This window comes from Haloarcula sp. H-hyl6 (genome assembly GCF_056934455.1).
Genome location: NZ_JBRIIK010000001.1, coordinates 2,467,494 through 2,491,513, shown reverse-complemented (window position 1 = coordinate 2,491,513; position 24,020 = coordinate 2,467,494). Strand labels below are relative to the sequence as shown.

Below are 24,020 nucleotides of genomic sequence, written 5' to 3'. Positions count from 1 at the left end.
GAACTTTAAAGATTGCGTCACGGCCAGATTCGGGATAGGAATGCTCGTGCCACCGCTGCAAGTCATCGACAGCTTCCTGCTGAACTACACCATCGGTGATATCCTGTTGCTCGGATTCGTCGTCGGCGCTGTCGGTATCCTGCCGATGCGGTCGCTGCGGATGCTCGGCGTCCACACCATCGCCATCGGTGCCCTGCTCCTCATCACGCCCGCCGCGGCGATGGAACCGAACACCGGGAGCGTCCTCGCCTCGGCGTTCCAGTACAAACTGTTCGGCCTCGTGTTGCTGGCCGTCGCACCGGTGCTGTACGCCGTCGGCCGCCGTTAGCCCAGTTTTCCGAGCGCGGTGAAGAAATCGAGCGGTGGCCCGGCCAGTCGGATGGGTTCGCTCGCCCGCGACAGCGTCACCCGCTCCGGCGGGGTTATCTCCTCGCGGACCCGTCCGTCGCTGACCACCACACCACTCTCTGCGTCCGTCAGCGTCACGACCACGTCGCTGTCGGCGTCGACGACCAGCGGCGGCATCCCGTCGGCCTGCGCCATCCCGGTGACGACCAGTCCGGCCACGTCGGGATGGACGAGCGGCCCGCCCTCGCTGAGGTTGTACGCCGTAGAGCCAGTCGGCGTCGCGACGAGCACCCCGTCGGCGTGTCCGCTGGTGTACAGCGACCCGTCGATGCGAATCTCGAACTCCCCGCCACCGCCGCTCCCCCGGTGGGTTCCCTGCACGACCACTTCGTTGAGCGCCGGGGCGAGTTCCCACCCGGGGCCGCTGGCCCGCAGTCGTGGCATCGCTCGCGTGCGGGCGCTGCCGGTCTTCTGGATGTGTTCGACCTCTGCGACCACCGTCTCGACGGCCTCCTCGGGCGCGAGCGCGTTGAGGAAGCCGACCTCACCGAGGTTGACGCCCATCAGCGGCGTCGACCCGGCACCGCGAGCGGCGTAGAGGAACGTCCCGTCGCCGCCGATACTGACGACGAGGTCACAGTCCCGCATCTCCTCGACCGGTCGACTCGACGGGGACGCGGCCACCCACGCGTCGTGGTCCTCGAGCGTCGCACCGGTCGTCTGGTCGACGGCCACCGACTCGCCCACCTCGGCGAGCCGGCCGGTCAGCGTACTGGCGAGCGACATCGCCCGGTCGTTGTCCCGTTGGGCGACGATACCGACGGTCATTGCAGTTCACTTCCCGGCGGGCGGGTATAAACCCTCCACGACGGCAAGGTTATATTTATCTGGACGAGAATCTCGACGCATGGCCCGGGTCTGTGGCCGGTGGTCGGGGCGATGAGGGACGACGAGCAGCGGGACGACGACTGGTTCGAGAGTGCGCTCGAGGACGACGCAGAGTCGGCGTCGGAGGGGGACGACAGCCAGCGCGAGCGTGAGAGTCCGTTCGAGAACAGCAGCGACGACGCCGCCGACCGGGGCGGCGGGAGTCCGTTCGACGGCGGCGCGAGCGGCGAGAGTCCCTTCGGCGGAGACGACACCGGAGACAGCCCCTTCGACGGCAGCGGCGGGGAGAGTCCCTTCGACGACGGTGGCGATGGCGGCCTGTTCGAGGACGACTTCGCCGACGCCTTCGAGTCCGCTGGCAGCGGTGGCGGTTCGGACGCCGACTTCGAGGACGAGGACTTCGACTCCGACATCCCGCGTATCGACGTGGGCATCGAGGGACTCGACCGGATGATTCAGGGCGGTATCCCCCGGCGACACCTCGTCGTGACCATCGGGTCGGCGGGGACCGGGAAGACCACCTTCGGCTTGCAGTTCCTCCACCACGGCCTCGAGAACGGCGAGAACTGCGTGTTCATCACGCTCGAACAGTCCCACGACGCTATCATGGACACCGCCAACGACCGCGGGTGGGGGTTCGACGCGTACGAGGCCGAGGGGCAACTGGCCGTCGTCGACTTAGACCCCGTCGAGATGGCCAACAGCCTCGACAACATCCGCGGGGAACTCCCCGACCTCGTCGAGGACTTCGACGCGGACCGCCTCGTGTTGGACTCCGTCTCCCTCTTGGAGATGATGTACGACAAACCCTCGAAGCGGCGGACGGAGGTGTTCGACTTCACGCGGTCGCTGAAAGCCGCCGGCGTGACGACGATGCTCACCTCCGAAGCCAACGAAGACAACCCCTACGCCTCCCGACACGGCATCATCGAGTACCTGACCGACGCCGTGTTCATCCTCCAGTACGTCCGGTCCGAGACGCGAGAGACGCGTCTGGCCGTCGAGATACAGAAGATACGCAACGCGAATCACTCCCGGGAGACGAAACCCTACGAGATAACGATGGACGGCATCAGCGTCTACCAGCAGGCCAATATCTTCTGACGCGGCGGTCGCCGCAGGACCATCCTTTATACATCCGTCCGGCGAAGCCCCGGCTATGACGTTGCTCGTCCCATTCGACGGGTCGGACCTCGCCGAAGCCGCCCTCGAACGCGCGGTGGAGTTCTCCGAGTACACCGACGAACCCGTCCTCGCGTTGGTCGTCGTCCCCGACGAACCCGACTACGCGCTCGAACGGAACTGGCTCAGCCCGAACGACCCGTTCGACCCAGAGGTCATCGGCGAGCGACTGCGGGAACGTATCGCGGAGATAGCGCCCGACGCCGAGTTCCGCTTCGAGGTACCGGAGGAGGTCAGTTCGATGGCGTCTATCACTACCGACGTCGTCCGGACTATCCGGTCGGTGGCACACGAGGTGGACGCCTCCATCGTCTTCGTCGGCAGCGAGAACGCCGGTCGCGTCTCGACGCCCGTCTCCAGCGTCGGCGCACCCGTCTCCGAGGACCCCCAGTACGACGTCCACATCGTCCGGCACGCCTGACTGCGAACCGCGGACCGTCGAGCGCCGGCCGGGACGCTCAGCGGATGACCGTGACCGGCACCGTCGCGCGCCGGACCACCGTCTCGGCGACGCTCCCGAGCAGGATTCGGGAGACGCCCGAGCGACCGTGGCTCCCCATCACTATCTGGTCGATGTCGTGGTCCTCGGCGTAGTCGACGATGGTCTGGGTCGGCCGACCGACTTCGAGGACTCGCTCGACCGTCTCGACGCCGGCCTCGTGGGCGGCGGCCTCCAGGTCGTCGAACAGCGTCTCGGCGGCGGCTTTCTTCTGCTGGTACCACTCCTCGGAGAAGGACGGGACCGACGCCTGTGCGCTGTACCCCGCTTCCGCGGGGTTGATGACGTGCAGGAGGACGACGGTGGCCTCGGGGTAGTTGTCGACGACGAACTCGGAGGCGGCGGTCGCCTGGTCGGACCCGTCGACGGGGACCAGAATGCGCTTGCTCATACACTCTCTGCCCGCGGCCGGCGGCTTGAATCTTCGCCCCGTGACAACCGCGCTACGGCACCCGGAGGCGGACCGTCCACAGCGACCGCACGGCGTCTTCGAGGGCCGCCTCGGGTTCGCCGGTGGCGTCCACGGTGCGAGTCACCGCGGCGTCGTCGGCGAACTCGTGGATGACCGACCCCTCGCCGACGACGTAGAGCGGACCGGCGTCTGCCTCCTCGATGGCCGCCCGACAGCGGTCGACGTGGCTGGCGATTTGCTGGTCGCGCAGGCGCTCGAACCGTGACTGGGAGAACCCACCCTTGGAGTGTTGGCTCTTCAGGTCGGCGTCGAACCCGTGGAAGGCGGTTCGCTCGCGACCCTCGTAGGTACCGAGCGCGAACAGGTCAGACCGGACGAGGGCCACGGCGTAGGCCCCGGTCGGTTCGAACCACGACCGCTCCAGTTCGACGCCGTCGCTCCACGTCGCGAACGGTTCCGGTGGGAGCGGGACGGAGAGACAGACGGACAGCAGGCCCGCGTCGTCAGTCACCGCGAGACAGGGCGCGGCGCGGGCGACCAGCGACGCGCGCTCGCCGAACGCGTCTCGAACCGGACCGGGCAGGTCGCTCTCGTCGGCGACGTAGGCGGTGAACACGCCCTCCGGTTCCGTCTCGACCGATTCGAGGCGGTCCAGTATCTCACTCACACGGCGCCCGTTGAGACGCTCCTCGGCACGGTACGACCAGTCGCCTTCGTCGGCCTGCAGTCGCTCGACGCGGTCTTCGAGTTCTGTGACGCGGTCCTCTAGCCGGTTGACCTCCGCTTCGGCCTGTTGCCGGGCCGTCGTCGCCTCCGCGCGGCGCTCCTCCTCCGCGTCGAGTTGCCGTTCGAGGTGGCGCTTCTCCTCTTCGAGGTCGGCGACGCGCTCTTTGAGCGAGGCACGCCCCAGCAACCGGTCCAGCATCGACTGGACTGCGGACTGGGACGGGCTTAAAAGTGGTTGCCGCGGTTACACCGCGCTGTCCGGGAGCGCCGACGTGGCGTCCGCCACCGACAGCAGTTGGGCCGCGTGGTCGGCCTTCGCGAGGAACACCTCGCGGAGGCTGGGCGGGTTCCGCACGTTCGCGGATTCGAGGACGTCCGCTGGAACGGCGAGCGTGTCCGCCGGAACGCGTTCGTCGCCGTGGACGGGGAAGTGTCGGGAGCCGAGTTTCATCACCAGCGGGAGGTCTGTGCGTTCGACGCCCTCGCCGGAGGCGTACAGTTGCTGGTTGACTCGCTCGTGTTGGTCCCGACACATCGCGGCCGTCCCGTCGGTTCGGGGTTCGACGTAGAGGCGGCCGAGGTAGTAGCCGCGGGAGAACTGTTCGAACATCCGTGCGTCCGTACGTGTGTCAGTGACACACATAAGCTTTCGCCGACACCCTTTTGCCGTCGGGCATTCAGAGCGCAGTTTCTGCCGCCTGCGACCGACAGGGTTTCCGCGCGTCGGGCCCGAGACGGCCCATGGACACCGAGTGGGGGCCACTTCCGCGTCGCTACGCGCGGTACTATCTGGAGAACGCGCCGAGTCTGGTGTGGCTGGTCGTGGTCAACGTCGTGGCGATACTCGTCGGCGTCCGCTACTACGTCGAGACGATGCCGGACGTCTCGACCTTTCTCTGGCCGCTGTACGCCGACTCGCCGGCCGCCCTCTTCCTGATGACCCTGTCGCTCGTGACGCTGCTGCCCTTCCTCGGTCGGTCGCTCGACGACGTGCCGACGAACCTGCCACTCGCCTACCTGCACACCATCGCGCTGGTGTGGCTGGTGAAGATGGGCGTCTGGACGTTCGTCGCGCTGAACCTCGGCTTCGACGCCTACTTCCCCGCGCCGTGGGCGTACTTCGGCATCGTCGTCACTCACCTCGGCTTCGTCGCCGAAGGGCTGTTAGTGCCTCACTACGGCCGAACGACCCGCGGGGCGCTGTTGACGGCGCTGGCGCTCGCACTCGGCAACGACCTGTTAGACTACGGCTTCGGCTACTACCCCCCGCTCCGGTACGACCCCGGTATCACGCTCGTCGTCGCCACCGTCGCGCTGTCGGTGCTGTCGGTGGGGGTTGCTTGGCGAATCATGCCGAGACTGGACCAGCGGCCAGCCTAAACGCTCTTGGACGGTCTACGGTCGTTTCGCCGCTCGTTGAACGGAGCGAACGAAGGGGCCGCTTTTTACCTTGGGTCGGCAATGACCGGATAGAGATGACTCGACGGCACGCCGTGGTACTCGTGCTGTGTCTCGTCGCCGGTGCCATCGTCGGTCTACCGGCCGTCGCGGCGCAGGAGACCACCGATACGGCCACGAACGCCAGCGCAGACCGGCCCGGCCTCGGGACGCAACTGACGGCCTTCCTGCAGTCCAGTTCGGCCGCGACCAACGACACGGTCGACAGGGGGATGTGGCAGGCGGGGTTCGACCGCGCCAACGAGAGCCAGCGGGAACGGATGGTGACGAGTCGCACCGGCGCGCTCGAACAGCGCCTCGAACGCCTCCGCGAACGCAACGAGAGCCTCCGCCAGCGCTACGAGAACGGGGAACTCCCGGAACCGGCCTACGTCGCCCAGCAGAGTCGCCTCAGCGCCCGCATCGACGCGCTCCAGACCGCGGTCAACGAGACCGACGAGGCCGCCGCCGTGGCCGGTGTGGAGGACGGCCGACTCGAACGCCTGAAAGAGAACGCAAGCGAGCTATCGGGACCCGAGGTGTCGGCCATCGCCCGCGGGTTCGGCGGCGGCCCACCGGACAGCGTTCCCGGTGAGGGGCCGCCCGGCGAGGGGGCGGGTCGCTCGGAGACGGACGACGCCGAGGGAAACGCGACCTCGAACGGGTCTGAGAGAGCCGACGGTGCCGACTCGGCACCCGGCCAGTCAGACGGGGCGGGCAACTCCGCTGCCGACGACGCGCGGCAGGACGGTGAGCGCCCGAACCCGCCCGGCGGGGACGGAGCGAACGCGTCCAACGACGGGACCGACGGCACGAACGAGACTGACGGCGAGGGTGCCACCGGCGACGGGAGCCCCGGCAACAGCGGCGCTGACGAGCGCGGTAACGACGGCGGCAGCGGCGACGGGTCGGCGTCCGGCGACCGCGCTAACTGACGGGCGCGAGAGTCACCCTTTTCTACTGCGACCCGCTACCCTCGGGTGAATGGACTCCGCCGAGTTGCTCGACTTGCTGGGGAACGCCAACCGGCGGCGTATCCTCCGCTTGCTCGCACACAAACCCTGTTACGTGACCGAGATAAGCGAGTACATCGGCGTCAGCCCCAAGGCGGTCATCGACCACCTCCAGAAACTCGAGGACGCCGGCCTCGTCGAGTCCCGCACCGACGACCAGCGGCGGAAGTACTTCTCTATCGCCCGGAACCTCCGGCTCGAGGTCCGCGTCTCACCCTACGAGTTCGGGACCAAGAGCGCCTATCCCGCCAACCCCGGCCTCGACATCTCCACCTGCCGACACCTCTCCATCGACGTCGAGGAAGAGGGTGACGGCGGCCTCCGTGACCTCGCCCGCGAACTCGAACGCCTCGAACAACTCGAGAACGAACTGTCGCTCGCCCAGCGGTGGGTGCAGGGACGCGTGACCGACGTCCGCGACCAGTTCGACGAACGCGTCGAGAACGGCGACGGCCGCCTCTACGCCGAACTCGTCAGCGCGCTCTCGCACGGGCCGTCGTCGGTGCGGAAACTGGCCCACGCTATCGAGGCCCCGCCCGAGATGGTCGAGGAGGCGCTCGACCGACTCGCCGCCGAGGGCGTGGTCGAGCAGACCCGCGACGGTTGGCAGTTACGCTAGGTCCCGCGTCAGGCCGTCCCGCAGGTCACGGCCGAAGTAGTGGCCGAGGACGGCGAGGACGAGACCGACGGCGGCCGCGACGGCGAACAGGCGTCCCACCCCGAGTTGGCCGCCGCCGATGCCGCGGACGACGAACTGCGAGAGGAACGACGTCACCGTCACAACGCCGGCAGAGACGCCGCCGGCCACCGCCGTCTCGGCGTACCGGCGCTCGCCGGCGAGGAGGCCGTGGACGAACGCGCCGGCGGGAATCCCGAGCAGCGCGGTGAACGGAATCACGGGAATCAACCCCCCGACGACGATGCCGCCGCCCACGGCGACGAACGCGAACAGGAGCGCCCGGAGCGAGAAGTAACTCCCGCTCTCGGACTCGGCCTCGTCGTCGGTTGTCTCCGTCGAGAGGCCGTCCAGCCCGCCGATTTCGGGGGCGCTCCCCTCGGAGACGTCGGCCGCCGTCTCCGTCTCGCGAGTGCGCTCGGTCGTTCGCTCGGACATACCGTTGCTCCGCTCGCCGGACGTATGGCCTTTGTGGAGGTGTCAGCGACGACTAGCGTGCGGGCCGACGCGAGGGCCGAAACAAATGGGTTCAAGTCACGCCGGCAGGAACCCACGCGCATGAACGCAGGCGACCGTGTTCGCGTCGAGAGCGCGGACCAGAGTTACGAGGGCGTCTTGCTCCCGTCCAGTACGCCCGACCACGTCGTGGTCAAACTCGACGGCGGGTACAACGTCGGCATCGACCGGAACGAGGCGTCTGTCGAAGTCCTCGAATCGGACGTCTACGACGTCGAGAGCGCACAGGACGAGGAGAGCAGTTCCGCAATCGAGTTCGACGAGGACCTGCCGACGGTGTCGCTCATCTCGACGGGCGGGACCATCGCCTCGACCGTCGACTACCGCACCGGCGCGGTGACGGCCCAGTTCGACGCCGAGGACGTCCTCCGGGCGGTGCCGGACCTCGCGGGGATGGCCAACTACCGCGGCCGCGTCGTCGCCAACATCCTCTCGGAGAACATGACCCCGGAGGTGTGGCAGGACCTCGCACGCGCCGTGAGGGAGGAGATAGAGGCCGGTGCCGACGGCGTCGTCGTCATGCACGGCACCGACACGATGCAGTTCACCGCGTCGGCGCTGGCCTTCATGCTCGATACGCCGGTCCCCATCGTCTTCACGGGCAGTCAGCGGTCGGCCGACCGGCCGTCCTCGGACAACGTCATGAACGCCGTCTGCGCCGTCGAGGCGGCCAAGAGCGACTGCGCTGAGGTGCTGGTCTGCATGCACGCCGACGAGTCCGACGACCGCTGTGCGCTCCACCGCGGCACGCGGGTCCGGAAGAACCACACCTCCCGCCGGGACGCCTTCGAGACGGTCGGCGCGAAACCGCTCGGCGAAGTCGCGTACGACACCGACGGCGACGACGAGGTCACGTTCCGCCGCGAGTACGCGGAGCGAGGCGAGACGGACCTCGCCCTGCACGACGCCCTCTCGACGGACGTGGAACTGCTGAAGTTCACGCCCGGGATGAGCACCGAACTCCTCGAAACCGCCGCGGAGGGGAGCGAGGGCCTCGTGCTGGAAGGCACCGGTCTGGGCCACGTCAACACCGACTGGATTGCGGTGCTCGACGACCTCGACATCCCGGTCGTGATGACCAGCCAGTGTCTGGAAGGGCGGGTGTGTGACCGCGTCTACGACACCGGCCGTGACCTCCTCGACGCCGGCGTCGTCGAGGGCGAAGACATGCTCCCCGGCACCGCGAAGGTGAAACTGATGTGGGCGCTCGAGAACGCAGACGACGTCGCCGACGCGATGAGCGAGTCGCTGGCCGGCGAGATTCAGCGGCGGTCGACGCCCTGGTTGTAGCGCTCGCGATACCGCTCTCCCGGGCCGAACGAGCGGTTTAAAACCGTGTTTGGAGAGAGTTAGCGCACGATTAGTAATTTCGCAGACATCCGAGAGCGCGGATATGTCTCGACAGCAACTAGTCGCGCTCGTTCTGACAGTCGCCGTCTGTGCATCGCTGGTGCCCGCCGCCGTGGCGGGTCCGACCGACGCGGACGATTGGCCCGGCGAACGCGGTGGGCCCGCCGCGACGGGGTCTAACGCGGGGAACGCCCCCAGCGACACGAACGTCACGCTGGCCCACGAGTATTCGGACGGCGACCATAGAGTGAGGAACTTCGACCGGGCCGGGACCGGGTGGCCAGGCGAACCGACCACGCCGGCCGTCGTCGACGGCACGATGTACGTCGGCTACGACAACACCGGTTCGCCGGGCTACTACAGCAGAGGCGACGTCGTGGCGTACAACACGACGACGGGCGAGACGGTGTGGAACCGGACCGCGTTGCCGAAGATTCGGACGACGCCCTCGGTGGGCGACGGCCGGGTGTACGTCACCGGGACGGGCCCCATCTACGACCGAAGGCACCCGAAGGAGGCGAGTGCTGTCGGCGGTCTCCCGGGCGGGACGTTCGCCATGAACGCGACGACCGGCGAGATGGTGTGGTCACGAAACGTCTCTGCCGAGGGGCAGGTGCTGGGCGAGGACCACCTGTACGTCGACACCGGTCGCGTGGTCGCGTTGAACGCGACGACCGGTGAGACGGTGTGGGAAGGTCCCGACGGCGTTCGGTCGGCCCACCTCGCGCTGTCGAACGGGACTCTCGTGGTCGCCGACGCGTACAGCAACGCCTCCGTCGTCGCGCTGAACGCGACGACCGGCGCCGTCGAGTGGCGCACTCGCTTCGAGGCGACCTACGGGGACGGCGATTCGGGCGGCCTCGCCATCGACGACGGGACCGTCTACGTCTCGGACGCCGAGGACACACTCAGAGCGCTCTCGCTCGCGGACGGCACCGTCGAGTGGAGCCGAGAGTACGGGAGCGACGTCACGGCCCCGGCAGTCAGGAACGGCACCGTCTACGTGAGCGAGACGGCGGTGTACGCACACGACGCCGAGACGGGCGCAACCGAGTGGCGGTTCGACCCGGCGGGCGCGACGTTCGCTGCGCCCACCGTCGCCAACGGGACCGTCTACGTCCCCGCGAAACAGGAACCGGCGTCCGGCGGCCCTGCCGCCGAAGGCGTGTACGCACTGAACGCCAGCACTGGCGAACGGCGCTGGACGTACGCCAGCGACCGACTCATCGACCGGAGTACGGTGGCCGTGACGCCCGCGGAGGGCCACGTGTACGTGACTCTCGGCGAGGAGGAGGTGTTCTACCACGAGGGGGCGCTGTACGCCCTGAACGCCTCGGCCGAGGCGCCCGCCGACTACAACCGGTTCGTCGACAGAATCGACGACGACCCCGCCCCCTCGGTCACTCTGACGTCTGACCCGCCGAACGCCGAGGAGCAGAACCTCCCGGGCGGCTACAACGTCACGCTGACCGCGAACGCCAGCGACACCGACGGCACCGTCACAGCCATCGAATGGGCCGTCGGCACCGGGACCGAGTTCGACCAGTCCGGCGAGAGCATCACCGTCCCGCTGGACTACTGCGGCACGCTGACCGTGACCGTCCGCGTCACCGACGACGACGACGGCAACGTCGTCACCGAGCAGGTGGAACTCTCGACGGTCTGACGGATAGACACACGTTTTCGAGGGCGACCGCATCCCCCGGCCGACAGCGCGTGTCCATCCCCGGAAAGGCCCGTATCACTCGTGATAGTGGGTTCTAACGCGGTATTATCCGCTCTTAACGTGTGAGTAGTAAATGAGACATCGAGTAAATTCTGCGTTGAATGTCACGAACGCAACTTCTCGCAGTCGCCCTCGCCCTCGCCGTCTGTGGGTCGCTGGTCCCCGCCGCCTTCGCCACGCCAGCCACCACGGGCGCGGTGGGCGACTGGCCCTCCGACCGCGGTGACCTCGGGCGGACCGGGGCGAACACCGGGACCGCACCGACCGGTCCGAACGCGACGATAGACGACGAGTACACGCCCCCCAACACCGACGGAGACTGGGGAGAACCGACCGCGCCGGCCGTCGTCGACGGGACCGTGTACGTCGGCTACGACGACACCGGCGGGTCGGTGAGCGACGTCAGCGACGGCCACGTCGTCGCCTACGACGAGGGCACCGGCGACGTCCGATGGAACCGGAGCCAGTTACCCAAGGTTCGCCAGACCCCGACGGTCGCCGGCGACCGCGTGTACGTCTCCGGCCGCGGCCCCTACGACAGCGGGATGGGGGCGAACGAGTCCGAGACCCGCGGTGGCGTCTTCGCGCTGAACGCCACCACCGGCGCGGTGGCGTGGGCCCGCAACGGCACCGACTTCGACCGGGTGACGGGCCACCTCGTCGCGGGAGACCGGGTCTACGTTCGGCAGACGAGGAGTCTGTACGCGCTGAACGCCACCACCGGCGCGACCGTCTGGGAACGGAGTACCGTCGCGGCCGACGCGATGGCGTGGGGCAACGGGACGCTGGTGACCGTCTCCGAGGGTGCCGAGGGCCCGACGGTCACCGCGTTCGACCCGGAAACGGGCGACCGCCGGTGGGCGCAGACGACCACCACCGAGGACGAGTACGTCGCCCCCGCCGGCCTCGCGGTCACCGATGGCACCGTCTACGTCTCCGACGGCGAGAACACCGTCTCCGCGCTCGCGCTGACGGACGGTGCCGTCGCGTGGAGCGCAGACCTGACCTCCGCCGCGGCCGACCGGCCGGCCCACTCGGCCTCTGCGCCCGCGGTTGCGGACGGCGTCGTCTACGTCAGTTCGACGGACGACGACGCGGGCACGGTCCACGCCATCGACGCGGCGACGGGCGCCACGGCGTGGCGGTTCGAACAGGCCGAGGCGGAACTGTTCACGCCGACCGTCGCCGGCGGCACCGTCTACGTCGGCGCGAAACAGGCGACCGAGTCGGGTCACCTGCGGTCCGACGGCGTGTACGCCCTGAACGCCACGGACGGGACCGAACGGTGGAGCTACGCCCGACAGGAGTACATCGACCGGACCGTCGTCTCGACGGTCCCGGCCAACGGGACGGTGTACGTCGCGGTCGGGGAGCGCGAGGTGTTCTTCGACAGCGGCGTCCTCTACGGCGTCGAATCAACCGACGACGCCGTGGACCCGAGACACCGGTTCGACTCGGACGCGAACGTGACCTACGCTCCGACGGTGACGGTCACCACCGAGCCGTCGAACGCCACCGACCGCGACCTGTCGCCCGGCACCACCGTCACGCTGACCGCGAACGCCAGCGACCCGGACGGCACCGTCACGGCCATCGAGTGGGACGTCGACACCACCGGTGAGTTCGACCGGTCCGGCGAGTCTATCGCCGTGACGGTGGACGAGTGTGGCTTCGTGCCGGTCACCGTCCGCGTCACCGACGACGACGGCGAGACCACTACCGACACGCTCGTCCTCTCGACGGACTGACTCGGTCCCCCTCTTGCCAGTCCGTCCGAGCGACCCATCATCGGCACACCCGTCCAGAACGGTCCACAGATGTGAACAACAGTGGCCGTCTAATTCGATATTAGGACCAGTTATTAGTCAGATAATAAACGGGGGCCCACATGAACAACTGCTCGGATGTTCCGAAAGAAACTCCTCACAGTCGCGGTAGTAATTGCCGTCTGTGGGTCGCTAGTTCCCGCCATCGCCGTAGCAGGACCTGCCGCTACGGACGCCACGGCAGACGACTGGCCGACCGACAGCGGTGACGCCAGTCACACGCACTCGAACGACGGCGCCGCACCGACCGGCCCGAACGCCACGGTCACACAGCAGTACCCGGACGAAAACACGTCGGCGGACTTCGGTGAACCCACCGTCCCCGCCGTCGTCGACGGCACGGCCTACGTCGCCTACGACGACTCTGGGTCCTCGCCGACGTACGTCAGCAAGGGCCACGTCGTCGCCTACGACACGGAAACGGGCGAAGTCGTGTGGAACCAGAGCGACCTCCCGGACCTCAAGACGACGCCCACCGTCGCCGACGGGCGCGTCTACGTGACGAGTAACGGCGACGGCATCGACGCCGACGACGACCCCGGGAACCAGACCGGCGGCGTCTACGCCCTGAACGCCTCGACCGGTGAGATAGCGTGGGCACGCAACGAGTCTGGCTATCGCGAATCCAACGAGTACGTCGTCGACGACGGCCGACTGTACGTCGCTCACGAGGGACGCCTCTCTGCGTTGAACGCGACGACGGGCGAGACAATCTGGAACACGACCCGCGGAAACCGCGTGGCTGACGTCGCGTCCAGCGACGGGACGCTGGTCGTTCGCCGCATCGCCGACGACGCCAACCAGACGCACGTCAGCGCCCGCGACCCGGGGACGGGTGACGTGGAGTGGAACACGACGCTCACCGCCTCCCACGACGTCTCGTTCGGAGCGCCGTACGACGCGCCCCGGCCGTCGGACGTGGCTCTCGAAGACGACACCGCCTACCTCACGCTCGGCCAGCGAGACGTCTACGCGCTCTCCCTCACAGACGGGTCGGTCGTCTGGAACGAGACGATGAGCGACGAGGGCACCGAGACGCAGTGGACCTCCGACCCCGCGGTGCAGAACGGGTCGCTCTACCTCACGACCGTCACGGAAGAGCGCAGTAGCGTCCACGCGCTGGACGCCGCGACGGGCGACACGACGTGGGAGACCCGCAGCGACGCCGGGTTGCGCAGTCCCGCCGTCGCCAACGACACGGTGTACGTCCCGGGCCAGCAGGTGACGGTCGAGGGACGAGAACTCGGCTCGCCGCCCCAAGAGGGAGTCTACGCTCTGAACGCCACCTCCGGCGCCGAACGGTGGAACTACGCCTTCGACACGACGGCACACTCGTACGCGACGACGGTCGCACCCGCAGAGGGTGCGCTGTTCGCGAGCGTCGTCGACAGAGGCGTCTACTCCGACGAGGGCACCGTGTACGCGCTCAAATCGACGGAGAACGCCACCCCCGCGGACCACCGATTCATCGAGGAAGAAGAGGAGCGGACGAAACCGTCGGTCGTCATCCGGACCGAACCGGAGGACGCCGAGAACCGTGACCTCGACGCCGGCGGCAACGTCACGCTGACCGCCGACGCCAGCGACCCGAACGGCAACGTCACCACCGTCGAGTGGGCCGTCGGGAGCGGCACCGAGTTCGACCAGTCCGGCGAGAGCATCACCGTCCCGCTGGACTACTGCGGTACGCTGACGGTGACCGTTCGCGTCACCGACGACGACGGCGAGACGGCCACGGAGTTCGTCGAACTCTCGACCGCCTGACGGCGTAGCTTTTTCCCGCCGCCATCCGACGGTCGAGTCATGTCACCGACCGTCCGTCAGGCGCGGGCCGACGACTACGACGACGTCGTCGCCTTCGCCGAGGAGGTGTGGGCCGACCGGGCCGACACCGTCGACTACATTCCCGAGGTGTTCGAGCAGTGGGTCGAGAGCGACGGCCCGACCCAGCACACCGTCGTCGCCGAGATAGACGGCGCCGCCGCGGGCGTCTGTCAGGCGGTCATGCTCACCGACCACGAGGCGTGGTTCCAGGGCATCCGCGTCGACCCGGACCACCGCGGCGAGGGGTTGGGGCTGGCGATGGTCGACCACCTCTTCGAGTGGGCCAGCGAGCAAGGAGCGACCGTCGGACGGAACATGGTGTTCTCGTGGAACGACGCCGGCCTCGGCCAGTCCATCGCCACCGGGTTCGAACCGAACACGGCGTTCCGCTGGGCCCACCCTGAGCCACGCGACGCGACGCCGGACCCGGACGGCCCCGCCATCGAGAACGACCCCGCCGCGGCGTGGAGTTACTGGACCGGGAGCGAGGGCCGGACCGCGCTCTCCGGCCTCGCACTCGACCCGGGGCAGACGTGGGCACTTTCGGAGTTGACCCGCGACCGCCTCCACACGCTGGCCGACGAACAGGCCGTCTTCGCCGTCAAGGACGACGGGACGAGAGGGATGGCCGCCCGGGTTCGGGAGACGGTCGACCCCACCGCAGACGAGGCGCTGGCGGAGTACGCCGTCGGGACGTGGGCCGACACCGACGCCGCCGCGGCCCTGTTCGACGCGATTCGGGCCGACGCCGCCGCCCTCGGCGTCGACGAGACACGAGTGTTGATACCCGAGACGCCGAGACACGTCGCCGAGGCCGCCTTCGTCCGCGCGGGCCTCGCGGACTGGCCGGACTTCGTCCTGTCGGCCGACCTCACCTGAGCGGGGTCCCGACGTCGAGCGGTTATCAGCGCGGATAATCCCGCCCCAGCACTCAAGCCGGTGAATCGGTTTGTCACGGATAGATGCAATTCGGCGACATTCCTTTCGCCTTCCTCGCCTACGTCGCGGCCTACGGGCTGGCGACGCTTGGCTGTCTCGTCGCGCTGGGGCGGGCCAGACGAGTCACCGACCCCGACACCCGCCGGGGGCTGGTCGGCCTGCTGGCCGGTAGCGGGGGGTGGGCGGCGCTCGAACTGGCCTTCCTCCTCGCTCCGACGCGCGCCCTGAAGTACGGGGCCTACCTCCTCAGCCTCGTCGTCGGCCTCACCACCGTCGGCGCGTGGCTGTACTTCTGCTCGGCCTACACCGGGCGGTCGTTTCACCGCGACGGGACCTACCGTCGCCTCGCACTCGGCGTCTACGCCGCCATCGTGACGGTGAAGATGACGAACCCGATTCACGGCTGGTACTTCCAGACGGCGTTCGTGACCGCGCCGTTCCCCCACCTGACCATCTCCCACGAGGCGCTCCACTGGGTGGTCTCAGGCCTGTCGTACGCGCTCGTCGCCGTCGGCTTCTTCATGCTGTACGAACTGCTCCTCGAAGCCGACTACGAGACGAGACCGCTGGCGGCACTGGTCGGCGTGACCGGTCTCCCCGTCCTCCTCGACGTCGTCGGGTTCGCCAGCGACAACCTGCTGGACATCAACTACGAACCGCTCGGCGTCGCGGTGTTCGCCGTCGGCGTCCTCTACGTCTTCGAGACGGAGTTCCTCGCCGTCCAGTTGACCGACGGCGTCGACGGACCGGTGGTGTATCTGGACGACGACGACAGGGTTCGCGAGTCCAACGGGCGGGCCGCCCGACTGTTTCCCGCGCTCACGGCGGGGACCGGCGACCCGCTCGACGAGGTTCTCCCCCGGGTCGCGGACGCACTCGACTCGTCGGACCACGTGCTGGACCTGCAACGAGACGGGGAGACGAAACACTACCTGCTCAGCGACACCTCGTTCACGCTCGGGCAGGTCGACATCGGCCGCGTCCTCGTGTTCACCGACGTGACGCGGGCCGAGCGACAGCGCCGGGAACTCGAACGGCAGAACGAGCAACTGGAGGGGTTCGCGTCGGCCATCCGGCACGAACTCCTCAACACCCTGCAGATAGTCCACGCCAGAGTCGAAATCGCCGGTGACGCGCTCGACGGCGGCGACGTCACGCAGGCCAGAGAGTCCCTCGAGACTGCATCGCAGACCGCCGAGCGGATGTCCGGCCTCGTCGACGACCTCGCGACGGTGGCGAGATACGGGCAGACCGTCGAGGACCGGACGACCTTCGGTCTCGACGGCGTCGTCCGGGCCGCGTGGGAGATGGCCGACACCGACGGTATGACCCTCACCGTGGCGGGCGACGCCGAGGTAGCGGCCGACCCCGACCGGGTGCAGGACCTCTTCGCGAACGCGTTCACGTTCGCGGCCCACAACGGCGCCTCGTCGGTCACGGTCACGGTCACCGACGAGGAGTTCACGGTGACGGACGACGGGGACCCCGTGGGCGAACAGGACCCCGCCGCCTTCTTCGAGTACGGCACCGCGGTCCCCGACGCAGAGTCCGGCATGACGCTCCCGAACCTCCGGATGCTCGCAGAGACCCACGGCTGGACGGTCGGTCTCGACACGGACCACGACTCCGGGATTCGCATCGTCGTCTCAGACGTCACTGCTCTCGAACGCGGGGACACGGAGACGACGCCCGACGGTCGGCCTACCCGCCGCTGACCGGCGGGAACAGGGCCAGTTCCGAGTCGGCGTCGACCGGTGTCGCGAGGCCGTCGCCGGCGGCGAACGGGTCCTCGCCGTCGACCAGCAACCGCACGTGGTCGGCCAGTTCACCGTCTTCGAGCACCTCCTCGGCCAGCGCCGGACGCTCCGCCAGCAACGCCTCCAGCGCCGTCTCGGCCGTCGCGCCGTCGCCCACCTCGACTGTGACCGTCCCCCCGTCGGCGACGGTCCGGAGGTGTGCGAACAGTTTCCACTCCATACACTATTGCGGGCGGGCCGTGACAAAGAGGGTTGCGACCCGTTCAGGGGCGGTCGGTGTCCGTCTCCGCGCCCTCCCCGTCGGATTCGTCCTCGGTCCCGTCGCCAGCGTCGTCGTCCGGGGACTGGTCGGCCGTGTCGTCGCCCTGCGCCGGCGCGTCGTCGTCCGCTCCGTCTGGCGAGTCCTCGGTCTGGGCGTCCCGGTCCGGCGTCACGCGTTCGTCCAGGTCCCAGACGGGGACGCCCTCGTCCGTGTTCGCGCCGTTCGCCGGGTCGGTTCGGTCGTCCGTCGCTGGTTCCGGGGCCGTCTCGTTCGCGGACGGGTCGTCGTTCGCTACTGAATCGGCCTCGGCGTCCCCGTCGGACCCTCCCTCCCCGCCGACGTCGCCCTCTACCTGCGTCGCCGTCTCTCCAGTGCCGGTCGCGTCGGCCTCGATGCGCCGGAGGGCGTCGGGCGTGGCGACGGCGTACACCACGTCACCGGCCGCCAGCACGCGGTCCCGAGAGGGAATCGTCTCCGGGGCCGCGTCCTCTCGGGCGATGGCCGCGACGGTCACCCCGAGGCTCCCGACGGTGGTCCCGACGAGGGCGCTCCCCGCTTCGACGGTGACCGTGCCCATCGTCTCGTCGGCGGCCCGGAGGAGCGAGGCGAACTCCCTGTCGGGGCGGTCCTGCACCGGGAGCGTGACGAGTTTGTACCGCGCCGACGGGTCGAGTTTCGGCGTGTCCGCCGCGTCGATGGCGACGGTCACCACCTCGTCGGCGATGCCGCGGAGTTCCCCGGTGAGCACGCGCTTGAGCGGGTCCGTCTCCCAGACCTGCACGAGGTCGCCCGAACTGGCGGCGTGTGCGGGGTCGGCGTGGATGGCGACGGCGTTGGTCGAGGGCGGCAAGGTGGGGCCGATACCGGCGGCCCGCGACCCGACGGCGAGGTACGAGACGTCCCCGTCCTCGTCGAGTTCGAGGTCGACGTGACCGACCCCGTAGTCGGTCTTGAGCCGGGCGACGAGTCGGTCGCGCAGTTCGCCCTTGGTCAGTCGACGGGGGAAGAGAAAGCGCCGGCCGGAGAGGGTCTCCTTGGTGGCGTCGGGCATCGGGTCGTAGCCCACGATGTCCGCGACGTCCTCCGGCAGGTGGACCGACGTGACCCGCCCCACCGTCTGGACGATTTCGCTCACGTCCGCCTCCACGTCGCGGCCGCCCGTCGCGGCGAAGAGGTCGGTCCCGAGGGCGTCGCCGGCGCGGATGCCGGCCGACGACCCCGCGGCACCGAGTGCGAACGCCGCGAGGTTGGGGAGGACCTTGCTCGATTCGAGCACGGCCGCGCCCTCGGCCCCGGGTGAGATGACCGCACCGAGGGCCCCGGTGGTCCCGAGATACAGGGCCACGGCACTCAGGCCGAAGAGGACGCCGAGTCCCGTCGGGACCCGCTCGCGGACGTACCAGCGGTACCCCATCGCCACGAGGCCGGCCGCCGCCGCCGCGGCGATGCCGAGTCCGACTAGCTGGGCACCGAGAACGAGCGGTTCCTCCGGCCGTAGCCCGCCCTGCAGGGTCAGTCCCCACTGTAACAGCGTCATGCGACCGCCTCCGCGAACTCGTCGAGGTTCTCCCGTGGTCCGACGGCGTACAGTTCCTCGCCAGCCTCGACGGTGGTCTCCCCGCGCGGGGCGAGTCGCCACCCGCCCTGTTCGCGCACCGCGACGACGGCGACGCCGTACGTCTCACGGACCCGGGCCTCCCCGAGCGTGGTCCCGTCGAGCGCCCCCTCGGCCCGGACGGTCAGCCGTCGGAACCGGTTGCCGGCCCGACGCAGGAGGGAGACGAGTTCGTACTCCCGCCGGGTGCCTCGCGGTTCGACGACCACCTTCGCCGACTCGCTCCGGAGGAGCGGTTGGGCGTCGGTGCGGTTGACCGCGACGGTCAGGCGGCCCTCCCCGCCGTCCGTGGTCGGCGCGTGCACCGGTGCCGACGGCGTCTCCGCGTCCACGACGTCGGGGTCGTCGGGCGTCTCCACCTCGTCGTCGCTCCCCGCCGACCGGGCGCTGACAACGGTGCCCCTGACCTGTGCGTCCGTCGTCAGCACCGTCACCTCGTCGTTTCGCGCCAGTCCGGTCGGGAGGACGGCGTCGACGGAGACGGCGTGACGGCCGTCGGCGACTCGCTTCGAGAGCCCCGAGAACGGCGGCGCGGCGACGACGCTGGCCCGACCCTCCTCGTCGATGGTCACCGAGACGTCGCCGAGGTCGAACTCCGTCTTCAGTCGGTCCGCCATCGAGGCTTCGAGTTCGCCGATGCGGAGGTCCGCCGGGAACGTCCACTCGCCGCCCCGAATCTCGGCCCGGAGCGGTTCCGACAGCGGTGGATACCCCTCCATGTCGGCCACCTCGCCGACGACGCGGATGCGGACTTCGTCGCGCCCGCCGAATCGTTCGACCACGTCGGCCGAGAGCGTCTTGTCCCGAAGCCCTTGGAACGAGAGCCGTTTCGGGAACGTCGCCCCCATCTGGTCGCCCTTGCTGTGGGCGTACATCGACACCATCCCGACGAGGACGATGGCGGTGATGACCCGTTCGGCGTTGGGCGCCTGCGTGATGGACTCGTCGGCCAGCGCCAGCAACCCGCCGCTGACGCCCGCCAGCGCGATGGCGAGGACGGCCACGGCGAATCCGGGGAGGGTGACGCCGGTGAGGTACTTGAACCCGAACCCGAGCGCCCACGACGCCAGCGCCGGGATGACGCCGACCAGCAGTCCCAGATAGATGCCGAGGAGAATCTCGATGGGGAGCGAAGCCATGTGCCCATCCTGCGCGGCCGGTGGTAAATCGCTTCCGCCGGCGTGAGCGAGGAATCCGCGTCCGAACGCGGGACAGTACATTTACACCACCCCATCGACACAGGGGAGACATGGACTGGTCGCGGGAGTGGTTGGGGGCCCGGGCGACGATACTGTTGCCGACGCTGGTGGCGGTGCTCTCCTTCGCGACGGGCGTCGCCAACATCACGGCCCCGATAGGCGGGACCATCGCCGACGTGGTGCCACATAGCCTCCAGCAAGCCGCGGGTTTCACCGGGGCGCTGACGGGGTTCTCGCTCCTGCTGAGCGTCGTCGGCCTCCGCCGGCGGTTGCGCATCGCGTGGTACTCGACGGTCGTCCTGCTACCGGTGTCGGCCCTGCAGGGCGTCGTCCAGTCCTCGCCGCTCTCGCTGCCGCTCGTCGTCCTCTCGCTCGTGTCGCTGCCGACCCTGCTGGTGAACCGGCGTCGGTTCGACAGGGCCATCGACCTCACGACGGCGCAACTCGCTGCGGGGGCCGCACTCATCGGGGCACAGGTGTACGGCACCGTCGGGACGTGGGCGCTCCGCGAGGAGTTCACCAACGTCTCGACGCTCACCGACGCGTTCTACTACACGCTCGTCACCGCCAGCACCGTCGGCTACGGCGACGTGACGCCGGTGAGCGAACGAGCGACGCTGTTCGGGATGTCCGTGGTCGTCCTCGGGACGGCCAGTTTCGCCATCGCGCTGGGGTCGTTGCTCGGCCCGGCCATCGAAAAGCGCTTCTCGGAGGTACTCGGCAACATGACTGACGCACAACTCGACCTGCTCGAGAACCACGTGGTGGTTCTCGGCTACGGCGACCTGACCGAACCGATACTCGAAGAACTCGTAGACGCGAGCGATTTCGTCGTCATCACCCCGGACTCGGAGACCGCGGCCCGCCTCCAGCAACGGGACATCGCGGTCCTGACCGCCGACCCGAGCGACGAAGAACCGCTCCTGCGGGCCGGCATCGAGGACGCGCAGGCGGCCGTCGCGGCCACCAACGACGACGCGCAGGACGCCCTATCGATTCTGACCGCCCACTCGCTCAACCCGGACCTGAACATCGTCGCCGCCGCCACCGAACGGGAGAACATCGAGAAACTCCGGCGGGCGGGTGCGAGTACCGTCATCAGCCCCGCACAGATCGGCGGCCACCTCCTCGTCCAGTCGGCGCTGGGCCGCGAGGGGATGGAGAACATCGCCGACCACCTGCTGGACATCGAACGCGAGGACGACGCCGGCATCTAGTGGCTCCGGTCGACGATGGCCACGTCTGTCTCCACGTCGTCCAACCGCTCAAACGTCGGCGGCGAGACGAACCGCGAGGCGGCGCTTCGGTCCTGACTGGCTCCGATGATGACGAGGTCGTACTGTGACCCCGTCGACGTGAGGAACTCGTGGATGCCCGCTCGGGAGACGCGCGTCTCGATGGCGCCGTCGAACGGTTCGACGAGGTCCGCGAGCATCTCCTCTGCGCGGCGGCGGTTCTGTCGCTCGCCGATGCAGGTGGCGACGGCGACCCGACCGCTCCGGCCGGCCAGTCGGGTGGCGAAGTCCACCATGTTGTGGGCCACGTCGCTGGTGCGCCGGACCGGCACCAACACCCGCTTCCAGCGGGTCTGGTCGCCCTGTGAGCGGTGGACGAGGACGTCCCTATCGCCGCGGAACAGGCGGCGGAGGTACGGCGTCAGCGCGCCGTGCCTGCTCTCGTAGGGCGTGACGACGAGGTCGCAGTTGGTCTCGGCCGCGGTCCGGAGCGTCGTCGCCGCCGGGTCCCCATCGTCGGTGGCGACGACCACCTGACAGGGGACGCCCGTCCGTGTCTCGATGCGGGCCGCGTGCGTTTCGAGCCAATCGACCTGCGCGTCGAAGTCCGGTCTCTCCGGGTCGGTCGACTCCGGACTCTCGCCGCCGTCACCGATGACCCGGCCCGCAGAGCGGGTCGAGTCGGGGGCCACGCCCTCCTCCGTCTCGGCGAAGATGTCCAACTTGACGGTGTCTCGCAGCAGTTCCCGCTCCGCCTCGGCCGCCGCCGAGTCCGCGACCATGTCGAGCAGTACGACCTTCCCGGCCTCGTGTGCGGCCGCGAGGCGGGCGCCCAGCATCGCCGTCTCGCCGGCGCTCTCGCCGCGCATCGGGACGAGGACGTGGTCGTCGCCGGTCGTGGACTTGTACAGCACCGTCGCGCGTCGTTCGTAGAGTCGGTCACGCCAGAGGACGAAGACGACGGCGACCAGCGAACTCGCGAGGAAGATGCTGAGGACGAACGGGAGGCGCTGGGCCGGTTGGACCAGCAACGTCAGCAGCGCCGTCGAGTACGCCGACGGTTCCTCGATGTCGAGGGGCCACGTCACGAGGCCCGTCGCCAGCACCGCCAGCGCCGCGGCCGCCGCGGCCACCTGAAACTGGCCGGTCGGCGGCGAGAGCATCGCGGTGGACACCGAGAGCGCGCCGAGGCCACAGGCCGAACCGATGGTCAACCCCGCGACGAACCGGGCCGGGTCGGAGTACTTCCCGCGAGGGTCCACGAACAGGGTGTACGTCCCCGAGGCCAGCGGCGGGAACAGCAGGAACGAGAGCGTCGGTACGGCGTTGGCGAGCATCGTCACCAGGCCGATGAGCAACGGGACGAACACCAGCACCGAGAGGTGTACCAGTCGGTCGGTCGTCTCCGCCCACCGGCGGAACTCCCGGACTTCCCGTCGTTCGACCCGCCGAGCGCGGGCCCCGAACGTCCGGAGGCGGCGAACCAACTGGTCGAGCATAGGTGCCCAATCGAGCGACGGGTCCGTAAGCCCACCGCCGGAGGGACCGTCGGGGGGCGCGACGGCGGTCAGAGCGAGGTGGCGGCGGTCAGCGAGATGTCGATTGCCCGCTCGACGTTGTTCTTGGCCTTCGCCGGGAGCTCCTCGTCGTCGGTCGCCCCCTTCTGGGTCCCCTCGACGAGGTTGCCGTCGACGGTGCAGATGGCGCCAGCGGCCAGTCCCTTCCGACGGGCCAGCGAGAAGATGGCCGCGGCCTCCATCTCGACAGCCAGCAGACCGGCGGCCTCCCAGTTCTCGACGTACTCGTCGGTCTCGGCGTAGAAGGCGTCGTCCGTGGCGACGGGGCCGACGTGGACGTCCTCCCCGCGGGCCTCGGCCGCGTCGACGAGCGCCGACAGCGTGTGGTACTCCGGCACCGCCGGGATAGTGACGTTCTCGTAGCGCTCGGTGGTGCCCTCGTCCTTGGCCGCGCCCGTGGCGACGACCATGTCCCCGATTTCGATGTCGGACTGGAGGGCCCCCGTGGTGCCGACGCGGACGAACGTCTCGACGCCGACGGCGGCGAGTTCCTCGACGGCGATGGCCGCCGACGGCGACCCGATGCCGGTCGAGCAGATGGTCAGGTCCGTCCCCTCGTAGGTGGCGTTGACGACCTTGTACTCGCGGTTCTCGGCGACCACCTCGTGGTCGTCGCAGTGGCCGGCGATGCGGTCCACCCGTCCGGGGTCGCCCGGCAGGAGCGCCACGTCGTTCAGGTCGCCCGGTTCGACCAGCAGATGGGGCTGTTTCGCCATGGCGGCCGTTCGGCGGGCGTCCGTATGAACGCCGGGGATTCGCCGGAACAATCAGGTAGGGGCGGGGCAAGGGTGTGTGTATGAGCGACGACTTCTCACTGTTCGACAGGCGGATGCGGTGGCCGGCGGTCGCGTCGGTCGTCGCCGGGTTCGGTCTCGGGTTCATCGCGGTGTTCACTCAGCGGACCGGGGCCGGCGCGGACGTCCCGTGGATGTACGCGCTGCCGTTCGGCGCACTGGCCGCGGCGTTTCTGCTCGGCGTGATGTACCGCAACCTCTCCCGGCAGTACGGCTGAC

General features: G+C 69.1%; 24 protein-coding genes. 14 read left to right on the top strand and 10 right to left on the bottom strand.

The features are described 5' to 3' along the window. The first annotated feature begins 40 nt into the window (after positions 1 to 40). Positions 41 to 328: a DUF8006 family protein gene (locus tag Hhyl6_RS12935; RefSeq protein WP_483739605.1), complete on the top strand. Its 288-nt coding sequence runs from the start codon at positions 41 to 43 to the stop codon at positions 326 to 328. On the opposite strand, the gene Hhyl6_RS12930 is transcribed toward Hhyl6_RS12935, so the two are convergent. Next, a complete protein-coding gene (locus tag Hhyl6_RS12930; RefSeq protein ID WP_483739604.1) occupies positions 325 to 1,176 on the bottom strand; it encodes an NAD(+)/NADH kinase in 852 nt (283 codons plus the stop codon). The two genes, Hhyl6_RS12935 and Hhyl6_RS12930, sit on opposite strands and share 4 nt — an antisense overlap. A 111-nt stretch (positions 1,177 to 1,287) precedes the next feature. Here Hhyl6_RS12930 and Hhyl6_RS12925 point away from each other — a divergent pair, with 111 nt between their 5' ends. Further along, a complete protein-coding gene (locus Hhyl6_RS12925; RefSeq protein WP_483739603.1) occupies positions 1,288 to 2,340 on the top strand; it encodes a KaiC domain-containing protein in 1,053 nt (350 codons plus the stop codon). Between the two features lie 55 nt (positions 2,341 to 2,395). Continuing rightward, complete coding sequence (locus tag Hhyl6_RS12920) at positions 2,396 to 2,839, top strand: universal stress protein (RefSeq protein WP_483739602.1); 444 nt, start codon at positions 2,396 to 2,398, stop codon at positions 2,837 to 2,839. A 37-nt stretch (positions 2,840 to 2,876) separates the two neighbouring features. Here the strand turns inward: Hhyl6_RS12920 and Hhyl6_RS12915 are convergent, their stop codons facing one another. The 3 genes from Hhyl6_RS12915 to Hhyl6_RS12905 are packed head-to-tail and all read right to left on the bottom strand — an operon-like array spanning position 2,877 to position 4,665. Then, positions 2,877 to 3,308 (bottom strand): universal stress protein, encoded by a 432-nt coding sequence (locus Hhyl6_RS12915; protein WP_483739601.1) that lies wholly within the window; start codon positions 3,306 to 3,308, stop codon positions 2,877 to 2,879. A gap of 52 nt (positions 3,309 to 3,360) precedes the next feature. Continuing rightward, the gene (locus Hhyl6_RS12910; protein ID WP_483739600.1) at positions 3,361 to 4,254 is read right to left on the bottom strand and encodes a Vms1/Ankzf1 family peptidyl-tRNA hydrolase; all 894 of its coding nucleotides are present in this window, start codon (positions 4,252 to 4,254) and stop codon (positions 3,361 to 3,363) included. Positions 4,255 to 4,299: 45 nt separating this feature from the next. Next, complete coding sequence (locus tag Hhyl6_RS12905; protein WP_483739599.1) at positions 4,300 to 4,665, bottom strand: DUF5802 family protein; 366 nt, start codon at positions 4,663 to 4,665, stop codon at positions 4,300 to 4,302. Positions 4,666 to 4,796: 131 nt separating this feature from the next. On the opposite strand from Hhyl6_RS12905, the gene Hhyl6_RS12900 reads away from it, so the two are divergent. From Hhyl6_RS12900 to Hhyl6_RS12890, 3 genes are all read left to right on the top strand, one after another. Next, positions 4,797 to 5,435, top strand: coding sequence for a DUF1405 domain-containing protein (locus tag Hhyl6_RS12900; RefSeq protein WP_483739598.1), 639 nt, complete (start codon positions 4,797 to 4,799; stop codon positions 5,433 to 5,435). A gap of 95 nt (positions 5,436 to 5,530) precedes the next feature. After that, a complete protein-coding gene (locus Hhyl6_RS12895) occupies positions 5,531 to 6,427 on the top strand; it encodes a hypothetical protein (protein ID WP_483739597.1) in 897 nt (298 codons plus the stop codon). A 49-nt stretch (positions 6,428 to 6,476) separates the two neighbouring features. Continuing rightward, positions 6,477 to 7,124, top strand: coding sequence for an ArsR/SmtB family transcription factor (locus tag Hhyl6_RS12890; RefSeq protein WP_483739596.1), 648 nt, complete (start codon positions 6,477 to 6,479; stop codon positions 7,122 to 7,124). Here the strand turns inward: Hhyl6_RS12890 and Hhyl6_RS12885 are convergent. Further along, positions 7,116 to 7,619, bottom strand: a complete 504-nt coding sequence (locus Hhyl6_RS12885) for a hypothetical protein (RefSeq protein ID WP_483739595.1) — start codon at positions 7,617 to 7,619, stop codon at positions 7,116 to 7,118. The two genes, Hhyl6_RS12890 and Hhyl6_RS12885, sit on opposite strands and share 9 nt — an antisense overlap. 120 nt (positions 7,620 to 7,739) lie before the next feature. Here Hhyl6_RS12885 and gatD point away from each other — a divergent pair, with 120 nt between their 5' ends. The 6 genes from gatD (at position 7,740) to Hhyl6_RS12855 (ending at position 17,077) form a co-directional block, all read left to right on the top strand. After that, positions 7,740 to 8,987, top strand: a complete 1,248-nt coding sequence (gene gatD, locus Hhyl6_RS12880; protein ID WP_483739594.1) for a Glu-tRNA(Gln) amidotransferase subunit GatD — start codon at positions 7,740 to 7,742, stop codon at positions 8,985 to 8,987. A gap of 103 nt (positions 8,988 to 9,090) precedes the next feature. Then, entirely contained in the window at positions 9,091 to 10,713 is a 1,623-nt protein-coding gene (locus Hhyl6_RS12875; protein WP_483739593.1) for an outer membrane protein assembly factor BamB family protein, read from the top strand. A 161-nt stretch (positions 10,714 to 10,874) separates the two neighbouring features. Then, positions 10,875 to 12,521, top strand: coding sequence for an outer membrane protein assembly factor BamB family protein (locus Hhyl6_RS12870; protein WP_483739592.1), 1,647 nt, complete (start codon positions 10,875 to 10,877; stop codon positions 12,519 to 12,521). A gap of 156 nt (positions 12,522 to 12,677) precedes the next feature. Beyond that, complete coding sequence (locus Hhyl6_RS12865) at positions 12,678 to 14,363, top strand: outer membrane protein assembly factor BamB family protein (protein ID WP_483739591.1); 1,686 nt, start codon at positions 12,678 to 12,680, stop codon at positions 14,361 to 14,363. 39 nt (positions 14,364 to 14,402) lie between these two features. Beyond that, positions 14,403 to 15,302: an N-acetyltransferase family protein gene (locus Hhyl6_RS12860; RefSeq protein ID WP_483739590.1), complete on the top strand. Its 900-nt coding sequence runs from the start codon at positions 14,403 to 14,405 to the stop codon at positions 15,300 to 15,302. Positions 15,303 to 15,385: 83 nt separating this feature from the next. Continuing rightward, positions 15,386 to 17,077 (top strand): sensor histidine kinase, encoded by a 1,692-nt coding sequence (locus tag Hhyl6_RS12855; protein ID WP_483739589.1) that lies wholly within the window; start codon positions 15,386 to 15,388, stop codon positions 17,075 to 17,077. On the opposite strand, the gene Hhyl6_RS12850 is transcribed toward Hhyl6_RS12855, so the two are convergent. The 3 genes from Hhyl6_RS12850 to Hhyl6_RS12840 are packed head-to-tail and all read right to left on the bottom strand — an operon-like array spanning position 17,064 to position 20,216. Beyond that, positions 17,064 to 17,339 carry a ubiquitin-like small modifier protein 1 gene (locus Hhyl6_RS12850; protein ID WP_483739588.1) on the bottom strand — a complete coding sequence of 92 codons (276 nt, stop codon included), beginning with the start codon at positions 17,337 to 17,339 and terminating at the stop codon, positions 17,064 to 17,066. The two genes, Hhyl6_RS12855 and Hhyl6_RS12850, sit on opposite strands and share 14 nt — an antisense overlap. A gap of 43 nt (positions 17,340 to 17,382) precedes the next feature. Further along, the gene (locus Hhyl6_RS12845; RefSeq protein WP_483739587.1) at positions 17,383 to 18,918 is read right to left on the bottom strand and encodes a TrkA C-terminal domain-containing protein; all 1,536 of its coding nucleotides are present in this window, start codon (positions 18,916 to 18,918) and stop codon (positions 17,383 to 17,385) included. Beyond that, positions 18,915 to 20,216: a potassium channel family protein gene (locus Hhyl6_RS12840; RefSeq protein ID WP_483739586.1), complete on the bottom strand. Its 1,302-nt coding sequence runs from the start codon at positions 20,214 to 20,216 to the stop codon at positions 18,915 to 18,917. The genes Hhyl6_RS12845 and Hhyl6_RS12840 overlap by 4 nt, the downstream gene beginning before the upstream one ends. A 29-nt stretch (positions 20,217 to 20,245) precedes the next feature. Here Hhyl6_RS12840 and Hhyl6_RS12835 point away from each other — a divergent pair, with 29 nt between their 5' ends. Further along, entirely contained in the window at positions 20,246 to 21,412 is a 1,167-nt protein-coding gene (locus Hhyl6_RS12835; RefSeq protein WP_483739585.1) for an NAD-binding protein, read from the top strand. On the opposite strand, the gene Hhyl6_RS12830 is transcribed toward Hhyl6_RS12835, so the two are convergent. Together Hhyl6_RS12830 and Hhyl6_RS12825 are read right to left on the bottom strand one after the other, a co-directional pair. After that, positions 21,409 to 22,929, bottom strand: a complete 1,521-nt coding sequence (locus Hhyl6_RS12830) for an HPP family protein (protein ID WP_483739584.1) — start codon at positions 22,927 to 22,929, stop codon at positions 21,409 to 21,411. The genes Hhyl6_RS12835 and Hhyl6_RS12830 overlap by 4 nt on opposite strands. A gap of 68 nt (positions 22,930 to 22,997) precedes the next feature. Next, on the bottom strand, positions 22,998 to 23,723 hold the full coding sequence (locus Hhyl6_RS12825) for a guanosine phosphorylase (RefSeq protein ID WP_483739583.1): 726 nt from the start codon (positions 23,721 to 23,723) through the stop codon (positions 22,998 to 23,000). 80 nt (positions 23,724 to 23,803) lie between these two features. Here Hhyl6_RS12825 and Hhyl6_RS12820 point away from each other — a divergent pair, with 80 nt between their 5' ends. Beyond that, on the top strand, positions 23,804 to 24,019 hold the full coding sequence (locus tag Hhyl6_RS12820) for a hypothetical protein (protein WP_483739582.1): 216 nt from the start codon (positions 23,804 to 23,806) through the stop codon (positions 24,017 to 24,019). The last annotated feature ends 1 nt before the right edge of the window (position 24,020 follow it).

Bases quoted from the DNA above. Each gene is read 5' to 3' on its own strand.
- Hhyl6_RS12935 (WP_483739605.1), top strand. From the start codon at position 41: ATGCTCGTGCCACCGCTGCAAGTCATCGACAGCTTCCTGCTGAACTAC.
- Hhyl6_RS12930 (WP_483739604.1), bottom strand. From the start codon at position 1,176: ATGACCGTCGGTATCGTCGCCCAACGGGACAACGACCGGGCGATGTCG.
- Hhyl6_RS12925 (WP_483739603.1), top strand. From the start codon at position 1,288: ATGAGGGACGACGAGCAGCGGGACGACGACTGGTTCGAGAGTGCGCTC.
- Hhyl6_RS12920 (WP_483739602.1), top strand. From the start codon at position 2,396: ATGACGTTGCTCGTCCCATTCGACGGGTCGGACCTCGCCGAAGCCGCC.
- Hhyl6_RS12915 (WP_483739601.1), bottom strand. From the start codon at position 3,308: ATGAGCAAGCGCATTCTGGTCCCCGTCGACGGGTCCGACCAGGCGACC.
- Hhyl6_RS12910 (WP_483739600.1), bottom strand. From the start codon at position 4,254: ATGCTGGACCGGTTGCTGGGGCGTGCCTCGCTCAAAGAGCGCGTCGCC.
- Hhyl6_RS12905 (WP_483739599.1), bottom strand. From the start codon at position 4,665: ATGTTCGAACAGTTCTCCCGCGGCTACTACCTCGGCCGCCTCTACGTC.
- Hhyl6_RS12900 (WP_483739598.1), top strand. From the start codon at position 4,797: ATGGACACCGAGTGGGGGCCACTTCCGCGTCGCTACGCGCGGTACTAT.
- Hhyl6_RS12895 (WP_483739597.1), top strand. From the start codon at position 5,531: ATGACTCGACGGCACGCCGTGGTACTCGTGCTGTGTCTCGTCGCCGGT.
- Hhyl6_RS12890 (WP_483739596.1), top strand. From the start codon at position 6,477: ATGGACTCCGCCGAGTTGCTCGACTTGCTGGGGAACGCCAACCGGCGG.
- Hhyl6_RS12885 (WP_483739595.1), bottom strand. From the start codon at position 7,619: ATGTCCGAGCGAACGACCGAGCGCACTCGCGAGACGGAGACGGCGGCC.
- gatD (WP_483739594.1), top strand. From the start codon at position 7,740: ATGAACGCAGGCGACCGTGTTCGCGTCGAGAGCGCGGACCAGAGTTAC.
- Hhyl6_RS12875 (WP_483739593.1), top strand. From the start codon at position 9,091: ATGTCTCGACAGCAACTAGTCGCGCTCGTTCTGACAGTCGCCGTCTGT.
- Hhyl6_RS12870 (WP_483739592.1), top strand. From the start codon at position 10,875: ATGTCACGAACGCAACTTCTCGCAGTCGCCCTCGCCCTCGCCGTCTGT.
- Hhyl6_RS12865 (WP_483739591.1), top strand. From the start codon at position 12,678: ATGTTCCGAAAGAAACTCCTCACAGTCGCGGTAGTAATTGCCGTCTGT.
- Hhyl6_RS12860 (WP_483739590.1), top strand. From the start codon at position 14,403: ATGTCACCGACCGTCCGTCAGGCGCGGGCCGACGACTACGACGACGTC.
- Hhyl6_RS12855 (WP_483739589.1), top strand. From the start codon at position 15,386: ATGCAATTCGGCGACATTCCTTTCGCCTTCCTCGCCTACGTCGCGGCC.
- Hhyl6_RS12850 (WP_483739588.1), bottom strand. From the start codon at position 17,339: ATGGAGTGGAAACTGTTCGCACACCTCCGGACCGTCGCCGACGGGGGG.
- Hhyl6_RS12845 (WP_483739587.1), bottom strand. From the start codon at position 18,918: ATGACGCTGTTACAGTGGGGACTGACCCTGCAGGGCGGGCTACGGCCG.
- Hhyl6_RS12840 (WP_483739586.1), bottom strand. From the start codon at position 20,216: ATGTACTGTCCCGCGTTCGGACGCGGATTCCTCGCTCACGCCGGCGGA.
- Hhyl6_RS12835 (WP_483739585.1), top strand. From the start codon at position 20,246: ATGGACTGGTCGCGGGAGTGGTTGGGGGCCCGGGCGACGATACTGTTG.
- Hhyl6_RS12830 (WP_483739584.1), bottom strand. From the start codon at position 22,929: ATGCTCGACCAGTTGGTTCGCCGCCTCCGGACGTTCGGGGCCCGCGCT.
- Hhyl6_RS12825 (WP_483739583.1), bottom strand. From the start codon at position 23,723: ATGGCGAAACAGCCCCATCTGCTGGTCGAACCGGGCGACCTGAACGAC.
- Hhyl6_RS12820 (WP_483739582.1), top strand. From the start codon at position 23,804: ATGAGCGACGACTTCTCACTGTTCGACAGGCGGATGCGGTGGCCGGCG.